General features: G+C 62.0%; 10 protein-coding genes and 1 tRNA gene. 7 read left to right on the top strand and 4 right to left on the bottom strand.

All coding sequences use genetic code 11. From position 1 onward, the window contains the following. Positions 1 to 2: 2 nt before the first annotated feature. Positions 3 to 875, bottom strand: coding sequence for a polysaccharide deacetylase family protein (locus HB676_RS32085; protein ID WP_213742516.1), 873 nt, complete (start codon positions 873 to 875; stop codon positions 3 to 5). A gap of 264 nt (positions 876 to 1,139) precedes the next feature. On the opposite strand from HB676_RS32085, the gene HB676_RS32090 reads away from it, so the two are divergent. Both HB676_RS32090 and HB676_RS32095 read left to right on the top strand, forming a co-directional pair. After that, positions 1,140 to 2,126, top strand: coding sequence for a tripartite tricarboxylate transporter substrate binding protein (locus HB676_RS32090; RefSeq protein ID WP_213742517.1), 987 nt, complete (start codon positions 1,140 to 1,142; stop codon positions 2,124 to 2,126). 20 nt (positions 2,127 to 2,146) lie between these two features. Continuing rightward, positions 2,147 to 2,614, top strand: a complete 468-nt coding sequence (locus HB676_RS32095; RefSeq protein WP_213742518.1) for a heme-binding protein — start codon at positions 2,147 to 2,149, stop codon at positions 2,612 to 2,614. A gap of 37 nt (positions 2,615 to 2,651) precedes the next feature. On the opposite strand, the gene HB676_RS32100 is transcribed toward HB676_RS32095, so the two are convergent. Then, positions 2,652 to 4,133, bottom strand: a complete 1,482-nt coding sequence (locus HB676_RS32100) for an MmgE/PrpD family protein (protein WP_213742519.1) — start codon at positions 4,131 to 4,133, stop codon at positions 2,652 to 2,654. 125 nt (positions 4,134 to 4,258) lie between these two features. Here HB676_RS32100 and HB676_RS32105 point away from each other — a divergent pair, with 125 nt between their 5' ends. The 5 genes from HB676_RS32105 (at position 4,259) to HB676_RS32125 (ending at position 10,225) form a co-directional block, all read left to right on the top strand. Further along, positions 4,259 to 5,500, top strand: a complete 1,242-nt coding sequence (locus tag HB676_RS32105; RefSeq protein ID WP_213742520.1) for a threonine ammonia-lyase — start codon at positions 4,259 to 4,261, stop codon at positions 5,498 to 5,500. A gap of 143 nt (positions 5,501 to 5,643) precedes the next feature. After that, positions 5,644 to 5,720: transfer RNA gene (locus HB676_RS32110), tRNA-Arg, on the top strand. Between the two features lie 273 nt (positions 5,721 to 5,993). Then, positions 5,994 to 7,676 (top strand): cache domain-containing protein, encoded by a 1,683-nt coding sequence (locus tag HB676_RS32115; RefSeq protein ID WP_213742521.1) that lies wholly within the window; start codon positions 5,994 to 5,996, stop codon positions 7,674 to 7,676. Positions 7,677 to 7,797: 121 nt separating this feature from the next. Further along, on the top strand, positions 7,798 to 9,492 hold the full coding sequence (locus tag HB676_RS32120) for a cache domain-containing protein (protein WP_213742522.1): 1,695 nt from the start codon (positions 7,798 to 7,800) through the stop codon (positions 9,490 to 9,492). A 46-nt stretch (positions 9,493 to 9,538) separates the two neighbouring features. Then, the gene (locus HB676_RS32125; RefSeq protein ID WP_213742523.1) at positions 9,539 to 10,225 is read left to right on the top strand and encodes an alpha/beta family hydrolase; all 687 of its coding nucleotides are present in this window, start codon (positions 9,539 to 9,541) and stop codon (positions 10,223 to 10,225) included. Positions 10,226 to 10,355: 130 nt separating this feature from the next. On the opposite strand, the gene HB676_RS32130 is transcribed toward HB676_RS32125, so the two are convergent. Continuing rightward, positions 10,356 to 10,685, bottom strand: a complete 330-nt coding sequence (locus HB676_RS32130) for a hypothetical protein (protein WP_249780563.1) — start codon at positions 10,683 to 10,685, stop codon at positions 10,356 to 10,358. Between the two features lie 24 nt (positions 10,686 to 10,709). Continuing rightward, positions 10,710 to 11,492, bottom strand: coding sequence for an SDR family oxidoreductase (locus HB676_RS32135; RefSeq protein WP_213742524.1), 783 nt, complete (start codon positions 11,490 to 11,492; stop codon positions 10,710 to 10,712). Positions 11,493 to 11,672 lie beyond the last annotated feature (180 nt).

The following is an 11,672-nucleotide window of genomic DNA, read 5'->3' on the forward strand; positions in this document are numbered from 1 at the left end:
CATCAGCCCGGGAAGAAGCGCTGCCGGTTGGTCCATTCGCCGATCTTGTTATCCCTGACCCATTGCGCCAGTTCGTCGTGACGCACGAACCACGCGCCCGGAAAACCGCGAATATATTTCAGGATGCGGTCGAACTGGGCGGCCATCAGCGGCCGTCCGCCGAAATGGCAGTGCAGCGTGATGTTGAGGTATGACGTCGGCTCATTGGCGTAGAGATAGTCGAACGTGTCCTTGTAAACTTCGAACCAGTCGCGCGGATTGGCGCGCAGCACGCGGTGATCGGCGAAATCCGAATGCGGCAGCGCCACCAGCGTTCCCTTGCCGGTGTCGACGCAAAACGGCAGATCGATGTGGTTGTAATCGCCGTACCAGAGGAAGCCGGTATCGGCGATGATCTCTTCGGTATGGGCTGATGGCGCCAGCACCGGGCTCAGCCATCCCTTCGGCGGCGCGCCGGTCAGCTTCTTGAACACGCCGATGCATTTTTCGATCAATGCCCGTTCCTCGTCGGGCTCAAGATAGGCCATCAGCGCATCCTGCGTATAGGAATGGCCGGCGATCTCGTGGCCTGTTTTGAGCATGCACTCGACCGCGTCCGGCGCGATTTCCATCGAATGCGCGTTGGCCACGAAGGTCGAAGGCGTCTGGTTCTCGTTGAGAATCTTGAGAAGGCGCCACACCCCGTTGCGGCTGCCATAGGTTCCCCAGGTCATCGCGGCGCGATCATGCGTGCCCGGCTTGAGCGATGTGGTCTGTACCGAGAAAGGAGGGCCCTTGTCTCCAGACCAGTTCTCCATCAGGCATGTCACCACCACGGCGACCCGCGCGCCGTTGGGCCAGGCGAATCCTTTGGAAGCGTCTGTTGGCGCGGTCATGGTCTGTCCCTTTCTTCGGCTCTTTATTTTTTGGCGGCCGGCGGTATTTCCGCAGGCGCGAATGGACCTAATTTCACTGCGCTGATGCCGCCAATACCGCGCCCATGTCAACGTCTTTCGGAGTAGATCAGCCAGCCGGCAGATATCGCCGATCGATCCTCGACTTACCTCTTCAAGCCTTGATATATGGCGTCCTTGCTTGAGTGCGGGCGGCCGAAATTCCGGCGAAACAGAACCCGGCAGCGCATGAATCGGGAGTGGTTGATGGATCGCCGTGATTGTCTTCGGTTGGGTGGCGCTGCACTGGTTGCGCCGCTATTGCCGGGCAAGCCTGCTCTGGCGCAATCGAAATACCCGGCGAGCACGATCCGCCTCGTGGTTCCCTACGCGCCCGGTGGCGTGGTCGATGCCGTGGCGCGTCAATGGGCGGAGCGGATGAAGGCGCCGCTTGGCACTGTCATTATCGAAAACCAGGGCGGCGGGGGCGGTGTGATCGGCGCCAATACCGTGGCGCACGCCAAGGTCGACGGCTATACGCTGTTGTTCGGCGACACCAGTTGCCAGATCATCGCGCCCTATCTGATGCGACGTCCGCCTTACGATCCGGCCAAGGATTTCGCGGCGATTTCGATGATGGCGACGTCGTCGACCGCGATCGTCGTGCATCCCGGCGTTCCCGCCAAAACGCTCGGTGAATTCATCGCCTACGCCAGGGCCAATCAGAAGAAGCTGTCTTACGCTTCGGCCGGCGCCGGAACGGTGACGCATCTGGCCGGCGAGTTGTTCAAGCAACTCACCCAGACACCCGATATTCTGCACGTGCCTTATCGCGGCGCGGGACCCGGCCTGATCGATCTGATCGCGGGCGTGGTGCCGATGATGACGCCCAACGTCACCAGCCAGGTGCTGAGTTTTCATCGCAGCGGTGATGTCCGCATTCTCGCGGTCTGCGCTCCTGCACGGCTCAAGGCCGCGCCGGAAATTCCCGCCGCCGTCGAGACGCTTTCCGGGCTTGTCGCCGGATTGACTTGTGGCGTGCTGGGGCCGGCGGGAACGCCGCAATCGATCATCGATCGGATTGCCGGCGTAACCGCTGATGTCATCAAGCAGCCGGAGTTCGATGACGCGTTGCAGGTCGCGGGACTGGAAGCGAGATCCGATGTCAGCCCGGCGGGCGCGGAGGCGTTTCTCGTCGCGGAACGGCAGCGTCTGATTCCGATTATCGAAGCCGCCGGCATGGAACGCCAATAGGGAGCCCAAAGAGAGCAATCATGATCACGCTGGACCAAGCCAATCGCATTATCGAAGCCATCATCAAGCGCGGCGCCGAACAGCAATGCCGGCCGCTGAGCGTCATCGTCGTCGAGCCGGGCTGCATCGTGAAGGCGTTCCAGAAGGAGGACGGCTCCTCGATGGTTCGCTTCGAGATGGCGTTTGGCAAAGCCTATGCAGCGCTTGCGCTCGGCCGCTCCTCGACGCTGGTGCGCGTGCGCAACGAGGAAAAGCCCGTCTTCATGCGCTATCTGCTCAGCGCCACCGACAACAAGATTTTCCCCGAAGGCGGCGGCATGCTGATCCGCGCCGACAATGGCGACGTCGTCGGCGCGGTCGGCGTCACCGGCGATACCGAGCACAAGGACGAAGAACTGGCCGCCTTCGGCATCCGCGCTGCCGGCTTCAAAACCGACGACGACTGCGCCGGCATGGGACGTGGCGTGAATGTCAGGCAGACGAAATAGCGGAGGTGTGAGCCTCAGCTATTACTGACACCGCGCCTCACGCCCCCGTGCGGGCGCCCATCCGCGCGATCTCGCCGGCGTCGGGAAGAGCTTCGATCTTCCAGCAGGTCTCGATGATCCTGGCGGTCTGTTGCGTGGGCAGGATGCCTTCGGCGAGATCGGTGAACTTGCGCTCCAGATCCTTGTCGCTCATCGGCTTCTCCAGGCTGCCGATCGCGTGCTCGATGCGTTTGCGCAACACGCGTCCGTCACTGAGTTCGATCGACATCTCGACTTGCTCAGGCTTGATCCCGGCAGTGATCACCGGAACGACCTTGCTGCGCAGGCTGATCACGGCGGGATCGCGCACCGCGCGGTCGCTGAATTGCTTCTCGCCGCCGGCGCCCTCGATCAGCGCAATGGCGACCGCATGATAGATGCTGAACTTGCCTTCGAGGCCTTCCTGCGGGGTTTTCTTGCCGGTCAGCTCAATCACCAGCGGATGCACTTTCAGTTCAACCCGCTTGATCTGGTCGGCGGTGAATTTCTCTTCGCCGCGAAGCTGGATCGCCGCATCGATCGCCGGATGCAACACGATACCGCAGGCGAACGGCTTGTAAGTATTGAGCGCGGCCTCGTAGCGCTGGCCGAGGCCCTCGGTGATCTCCTTGTAGTCCTGCTTGGTGCTGATCGCATTGGCCCAGCCGCGCTTGGCCTCGATCATGCCATCGGAGCTGGTGTAGTTTTTCGAGGCCAGCAGCGCCGCGAAGATGCCGTTGCTGGCGGCGCGGCCCGGGTTAAAACTCTTGTTCATCGAGCCAAAGGATTCCCGCAGGCCGACCGGCTGCGATGCCGCTAGCCCAAGCGCCCAGATCATCTGCTGCTCGCTGAGGCCAAGCAACTTGCCGGTCGCCGCGGCCGCGCCGAACACGCCGGCGGTGCCGGTGATGTGCCAGCCGACATCATAGTGATTGGGATAAACCGCATTGCCGATCCGGCATTCGGTCTCGACACCCAGCACCAGCGCGTTGAGAAAATCCTTGCCCGATACCGGATGCATTTCCGACAGCGCAAGGATCGCCGAAGCGACCGGGCCCGCCGGATGGATGATGGTCTTCAGATGGGTGTCGTCATAGTCGAAAATATGACTCGAGACGCCGTTGAGGAAGGCCGCATTCATGATGTCGAAGCGTTCCTTGCGGCCGAGCAGCGAGGCCTGCGCGGGACCGGAGAACGGCCCCAGCGCAGAAGCTGCGATATCGACGGTCTGGTGATGCGAGCCGCCGATCGCGACGCCGACCCAGTTGAGCATGGTCCGCACGCCTTCCTTGCGCACGTTCGCGGGCAGGTCGTCATATCCTGATGAGACGATGTAATGGGCGAGGATTTTAGTCACTTCCGGCGGAGCCGCGGCAGGAACTGCTGCGGGCTTCGGCGCCTCGGTTGGCGCGGCCTGCGCAAAGGCCGTCCCCGATGTCATGCCGGCTACAACGGGAAGGGCGGCAGCGGCGCGCAAAATTGTCCGGCGGTTGGTAGGCATGGGAAGCTCGCTTGTTTCTTCGTTGAAAGATTGGGTTGCTTTTACAATCGCATCGGCAGGAAATACAGGCCAAATCGGGGTGTGTTATCGGCGGTTTGAAACGACGCAACCGGAGACCGGGGACCATGAGTGAGACGTTGAAAAATTCCCTGGCGCGATTGCCGGTCAAGCTCGGCGACATCGAGGCGGCGGCTTCTGTCCTTGCCGGTTCCGTCAGGCAGACCAGCTTCGATCGCAGCCGGACGCTATCGGACATCCTCGGCGCCGACATATGGCTGAAGTTCGAGAACCTGCAGTTCACGGCCACCTTCAAGGAGCGTGGCGCGCTCAATCGGCTATCGGCCCTGTCTGTCGATGAGCGGCGGCGCGGCGTGATCGCGGTTTCGGCGGGCAACCACGCGCAGGGTGTCGCCTATCATGCGGCCCGGCTGTCGATCCCCGCCACCATCTTCGTGCCGCTGGGCACGCCGACCGTGAAGATCGAGAACACGCGCCGGCATGGCGCACAGGTGATCGAAGGTGGTGCAACCCTCGAAGAAGCAACCCTTCTGGCCGCCGACCATGGCCGTGAAAAGCAACTCACCTTCATCCACCCCTATGACGATCCCCTGATCATCGCCGGCCAGGGCACCATCGCGCTGGAGATGCTCGCTTCGGTGCCCGGCCTCGATGTGCTGCTGGTTCCCATCGGCGGCGGCGGCTTGATCTCCGGCATCGCGGTCGCAGCCAAGACGATCAAGCCTGATATCGAGGTGATCGGCGTGCAGGCCGCGCTCTATCCCTCGATGTACAATCTCATCAAGGCGCAACAGCTTCCGGTCCGCGGCGATACGCTCGCCGAAGGCATCGCGGTCAAGGCGCCCGGTCGCATCACCGCGGAGATCATCCGCGCGCTGGTTGACGACATTGTGCTCGTGACTGAACAGCAGATCGAGCAGGCGCTGAGCCTGCTCATCACAATCGAAAAGACCGTGACGGAAGGCGCGGGCGCCGCCGGCCTGGCGGCGGTTCTCGCCAACGAGGCGCGCTTCAAGGGCCGCGCGATCGGTCTGGTGCTGAGCGGCGGCAATATCGATACGCGGCTATTGGCCGGCGTGCTGACACGCCAGCTTGCGAAGGAAGGCCGCCTGTCGCAATTGAGATTCGACATCGCGGACCGGCCCGGTCAGTTGGCTACGGTGGTCGAAATCCTCAGCCATTGCGGCGCCAACATCGTCGAGGTCTCGCATCAGCGCATCTTCACTGATTTGCCGGCCAAGGGCGTATCGCTTGAGGTCGTGATCGAGACCCGTGACCGCTCCCATCTGGAGGCGACCATCGCCTCGTTGAGAGCGGCGAACGTGGTTGTCGATGTGGGCGGCCATTGACGGTCGCAGTTCTTTGCGCAGTTGTTTGCGGCCCGGCGAGCGAGTAAGAAGTGATGGATTGCCGCAAAGCAGGTTCGGTCGAAATCCCGAGGCCCGACAACAGCCAAAGTTTTTCGATTGAAAATCCTGAATGAAATCAATCCGGTCCCGTAGCTCAGCCGGATAGAGCGACGGTTTCCTAAACCGTAGGTCGCATGTTCGAGTCATGCCGGGATCGCCAAAAATTGGCCTGTTGTCGCCGGTCTTCGGTCAGGGCGAGAGCCACTCAGAGCGCCGCCCGCCAAAGCTTCTCGCCATTCAGCGCCGCGGTAACGACATCTTTGGCATGTGCGGATTCTTTGCGGGTGAGCCAGGCGCTTATTTCGCGCGGTAACAATGCAATCTCCGGTGACATCAGCGCAATCGGTATGCATTTGCCGCGCGATCGCCTTCAAGATTAACGGCAGGTTTATGAATTAATGGCACCTAGATACTTCGGATGCGGAGTACTCGAATGCCCAGATTTGGAATTGGCGCCAAGCTATTGGCGTTTTCCGCCATCATCTTTGCCGGCTACGCCTTCCTTGCCGGGCTCGCGAGTCACAAGATCCATCAGACCATCAGTGCCGAACGGGCCGAGATGGTCCGAGCCCTCGACGAAACCGCAGTCGCGATGGTCAAGGCAGCCTATGCTCGCGCCCAGAGCGGCGAGATGACCGAAGACGCCGCCAAAAAGATGGTCAAGGATCAGATCCGGGCCATGCGGTATGGCAGCAACGAATATTACTACGTGTATGATTTTGAAGGCCTCGCCGTCGTCCATGGGACCAGGCCCGAACGCGAAGGCAAGAATTTCTATACCGCGACCGATCCGACCGGCAAGCAATTCGTAAAAGAGCAGATCGATCGCGCGCGCGCCGGCACCGGGCTTGTGTCTGTTCAGTTTCCGCGCACGGGGTCGGACGTGCCGGTGCCCAAGATGTCCTTTGTCACCGCCTTCGAGCCCTGGCATTGGGTGATCGGTACCGGCGTCTATGTCGACGATATCGATGCGCGCTTTAGCGAAGTCGCCTGGCAGTTCTTTTCGATCGCGGTCGGCGTCGGCCTGTTCATGATGGCATGCGCTTATTGGTTGTCGCGCCAGATCACCAAGCCGCTTGGCCGTCTGGTCCAGTTTACCGAGCAGCCGCTGTCCGAGGCGCCGACCAGCGAGTTTACGCGCGATCTGGGCCTGAAGGACGAAATCGGCACCGTGGCGCGGGCGCTGCAGGTCTTTAAAGAGAAGTCGGCCGAAGCCGAGCGGTTGCGCGGCGAAGTCGACATCCAGAAGAACGAAGCCGAGGCCTCACGACGCCAGGCGCTGGCCGGTATGGTGACGACGGTTGAGACCGAAACCGACACGGCAGTCACGGGCATCGACAGCCGGATGACGGCGATGACCGAAGCGGCCGCCGTGATGAGTCGTTCGGCAGGTTTGGTCGGCACGAGTTCGCAGACGGTTGCGGCGGCCTCGGCGCAAGCTTTGGCCAACGCGCAGACGGTTGCGAGCGCCACCGAGGAATTGTCGGGTTCGATTCGCGAGATCAGTGCCCAGGTCAACAATGCAACCAAAGCCACGGCGGTTGCCGTCAGCCGCAGCGACCATGCCCGGACCACCATCGCGTCTCTCGCAGAGGCCGTTGCGCGGGTAGGCCAGGTCACGACCCTGATTTCGGAGATCGCGTCACAAACCAATCTTCTAGCCTTGAACGCAACGATCGAAGCCGCGCGTGCCGGTGAGGCCGGCAGGGGTTTTGCCGTGGTTGCGAGCGAAGTGAAGAATCTGGCGACCCAAACCGCGCGCTCGACTGAGGAGATCAACCGCCAGATCGGCGAAATCCAGAGCATCACCCAGGAAACCGTGCGCGGCATGGACGAGGTCAGCGGCACGGTGCGCACGATCGACGAAATCGCGGGCTCGATTGCCGCAGCCGTCGAAGAGCAACACGCCGCGACCAGCGAGATCGCCCGAAACGTCACTGAAACTGCCAATGGCGCGCGCGAAGTTTCGACCCGCATCGCTGAAGTATCGGGCGAAGCGACACGGCTGGGGGACGAAGCCGGGCGGGTTCACAGCTACGCGTCCGATGTCACTGAAGCGGTGTCTTCGCTGCGCCGGGTCATCGTCCACGCTGTTCGCAGTTCAGCCGCGGCATAAGCGCGATCCATGATTTGTGCGCAACCTGTCCGCGCACAAATGCCGCACGATCGCCTTTAAGATTAACGGCCAATTTATCAATTGATGGCACTTAGATACTCCGGAATGCGGAGTACTCGGAATGCCCAGATTTGGAATTGGCGCTAAGCTGCTGGTATTTTCTGCCATCATATTTGTCGGCTACGCCTTCCTCGCCGGGCTCGCGAGTCACAAGATCCACCAGACCATCAGCGCCGAGCGCGTCGAAGCGGTGCGCCATCTCGACGAAACCGCAGTCGCGATGGTGAAGGCGGCCTATGCTCGCGCCCAGAGCGGCGAGATGACCGAAGACGCCGCCAAGAAAATGGTCAAGGACCAGATCCGCGTCATGCGGTGGGGCAACGGCGAATATTACTACATCCATGATTTCGAGGGGACCAACATCGTGCATGGCGGCAAGCCGGAGCGCGAGGGTCAGAATTTTATCAATTTCGTCGATCCGAGCGGCCGGCAAATCATCAAGGAGCAGATCGAGGCGGCGCGCAACGGGACAGGGGCCGTCATTGCGCTCAGCCCAGTAGGGCGCATAGGCGCGGGCTCGAGCGATCCCACCACCAAGCTGAGCTACGCGATCGCGTTCGATCCCTGGCACTGGGCGATCTCGACCAGCACCTTTGTTGACGACATCGAAGCACGCTTTACCCAGGTCGCCTGGCAGTTCTTCTCGATTGCAGTCGTGGTCGGCCTGTTCATGGTGGCCTGCGCCTGGTGGCTGTCGCGCCAGATCACCAAACCGCTTGGCCGTCTGGTCCAGTTTACCGAGCAGCCGCTGTCCGAGGCGCCGACCAGCGAATTCATGCGCGATCTGGGCCTCAAGGACGAAATCGGCACCGTGGCGCGGGCGCTGCAGGTCTTCAAAGAGAAATCTGCCGAAGCCGAGCGGCTGCGCAGCGAAGTCGATGTTCAGAAGGGCGAGGCCGAGGCCTCGCGACGGCAGGCGCTGGCCGGCATGGTGACGACGGTCGAGACCGAAACCGATACCGCGGTGACGGGTATCGATAGCCGGATGACGGCGATGACGGAGGCGGCTGCGGTGATGAGCCGGTCGGCGGGATTGGTCGGCGCCAGTTCGCAGACGGTAGCGGCGGCCTCGGCGCAAGCCTTGGCCAACGCGCAGACGGTTGCCAGCGCCACCGAGCAATTGTCGGGTTCGATCCGCGAAATCAGCGTCCAGGTCAGCAATGCAACCAAGGCTACGACGGTTGCCGTCGGCCGCAGCGACCATGCACGGGCCACGATCGCGACGCTGGCCGAAGCGGTGGCCCGGGTCGGACAGGTCACGACCTTGATTTCGGAGATCGCGTCACAGACCAATCTGCTGGCCCTGAACGCCACCATCGAAGCGGCGCGCGCCGGCGATGCCGGCAAGGGTTTTGCGGTGGTGGCGAGCGAGGTGAAGAATCTCGCGACCCAGACCGCGCGCTCGACTGAGGAGATCAATCGCCAGATCAACGAAATCCAGAGCATCACGCAGGAAACCGTGCGCGGCATGGATGAGGTCAGTGGCACCGTGCGCACGATCGACGAAATCGCCAGTTCGATTGCCGCGGCGGTCGAGGAACAGCACGCCGCGACCAGCGAGATCGCTCGCAACGTCACTGAAACCGCCAATGGCGCCCGCGAGGTCTCGACCCGCATTGCCGAAGTGTCGGACGAAGCGACGCGGCTGGGAGACGAAGCGGGGCGGGTTCACAGCTACGCATCCGATGTCACCGAGGCAGTGTCCTCGTTGCGCCGGGTCATCGTTCACGCGGTTCGCAGTTCGGCGGCGGCTTAAGCACGAGGCGCCATAAACTTGCCGGGAAACCGGGGTTTGTCGTCGCATGGCCGCCGTGAACACGCAGCAGCTTGAGTTCGAAGTCGCGGATGCCGGCCCGGTGTCGGCGCTTCTGACCAGTCCCGCCAAAGCGCGCGCGTGTTACGTTTTCGCCCATGGCGCGGGGGCGGGGATGACCCATCCCTTCATGGAAAGTTTTGCGGCAGGCCTTGGCAAACGCGGCGTCGCGAGCCTGCGCTATCAATTTCCCTATATGGAAAAAGGCAGCCGGCGGCCTGATCCGCCTGTTGTCGCGCATGCCGCCGTGCGTGCCGCGGTGGCGGAAGCCGGGCGCGTCTGTCCGGGACTGCCCTTGATCGCGGGCGGCAAATCCTTTGGTGGACGCATGACGTCGCAGGCGCAGGCGATGGCGCCGCTTTCGGGTGTCCGGGGTCTGGCGTTTGTGGGTTTTCCGCTACATCCGGCGGGCAAGCCGTCCAATGATCGCGCCAGGCATCTTGCCGAGGTGAAGGTGCCGATGCTGTTTCTGCAGGGCACCCGCGACACTCTGGCGGAACTGACCCTGCTTAAGCCCGTCGTCGCCAGCCTTGGTCCGCGGGCCTCGTTGCACATCGTCAAGGAAGCCGATCACTCCTTTCACGTGCTGGCACGCTCGGGACGGAATGACCGCGAAGTCATGACCGAAATCCTGGATGCGTTCGCTGGTTGGATCGAGACTATAGGCGTAGCGTGAAGCTAAGCTCGTCATGCCCGGCCTTGTGCCGGGCATCCACGTCTTGCTGTGTTTAAGAAGGACGTGAATGGCCGGGTCAAGCCCGGCCATGACGGAAAGAGAACAATAGCCAAGCGAGTTTAGAGACCGCTCAGCATCCCCGGCAGATATTGTGCAACTGCCTGTTGAGTTCGATGTCCTCGTGCTTCATCTGCTCCAGCGATTCCATGCCTTTGGCGTTTTCGGAAGCGCGACTCGCCTCTTGCTGGCGCTTTTCGGCAAGCGCGGCCTCCTGGCGTCGATAGCAGGCCTCGCGATCCGGTTTTGCCTGGATGAACCGGCATTGCTCCACTTCTGCGAAAGCGGGGGCGATGCCGGGCATGAGCGCGAGCAGAGAGGCAAGCATGGCAGGTGCGAAAAATTTCAAATCCAATGGTCCTTTAAGTGGGTGCGTATTTATTCGATAGAACATGAGCAACATGTCGACTGCATGTCAGCTCTGATGTCAGCCCCGTCGTTGAACGCCATAGGTCCTGTCGCGCAGCCGCCGCATTCCCGCCAGCCAACGGTCGATATTGGAGGCCTTGCGCTGCATATACTCATGGACGCTGGGATGGGACAATATCAGGAAGCGCTCGGCTTCCATCGCCTCGATCACGATGCGCGCCACTTCGGCCGGCTGCATCACACCGTCGACCCGCGCCGCGCTCGGCCCCGGAATCGTCATGCCGGTTTGTACGGATTGCGGACACAATACGGAAACGCGGATGCCGCGGTCGCCATATTGAATCGCCAGATGCTCGGCCAGCGCCACCGCGGCATGTTTGGTCACGCCATAGGGCATCGAGTTGAGTGACGCCAATAGGCCCGCTGCGGAAGCGGTATTGAGCAGATAGCCGGAGCCCCGCGCCAGCATGCCCGGCACCAGTGCGCGCGCCGCGAACACATGGCTCATGACATGCACCCGCCAGCTCACGTCCCAATCGGCATCGGACGCGCTCTCTTGCCCCTTGCGCGACAGGCCCGCATTGGAAAAGAAAATATCCACCGGTCCGAATCGGGCCTCGGCCGCGGCGATCAACGCCTGGATGTCAGCTTCTTCACCGACATCGCCGGTAACGGCGAACCCGTCGATATCGCCGGCGACGCCGGCGAGTCTTTCCCGTGAGGATTTGAGATCGGCCACCACCACGCCCCGTGCGCCGGCCTGCGCATAAGCGCGCGCCACCGCCTCGCCGATGCCGCTTGCCGCACCCGTGACGACGCAGACTTTATCTTTGACGTGCATGATGGTGGTTCCGATCTTTTGTTTGCGTCGATAGAGCCATTGCTTTGCTATTTCAATGACGACGGTGAGCGCCCTCTCCCCCTGTGGGAGAGGGTTGGGGTGAGGGGTCCAGGTCTATCGATAGTCCGTAACCCCTCACCCGGATCGCATCTAACGATGCGATCCGACCTCTCCCACAAG

This window comes from Bradyrhizobium sp. dw_411, assembly GCF_018449695.1.
Taxonomy (GTDB): Bacteria; Pseudomonadota; Alphaproteobacteria; order Rhizobiales; family Xanthobacteraceae; genus Bradyrhizobium.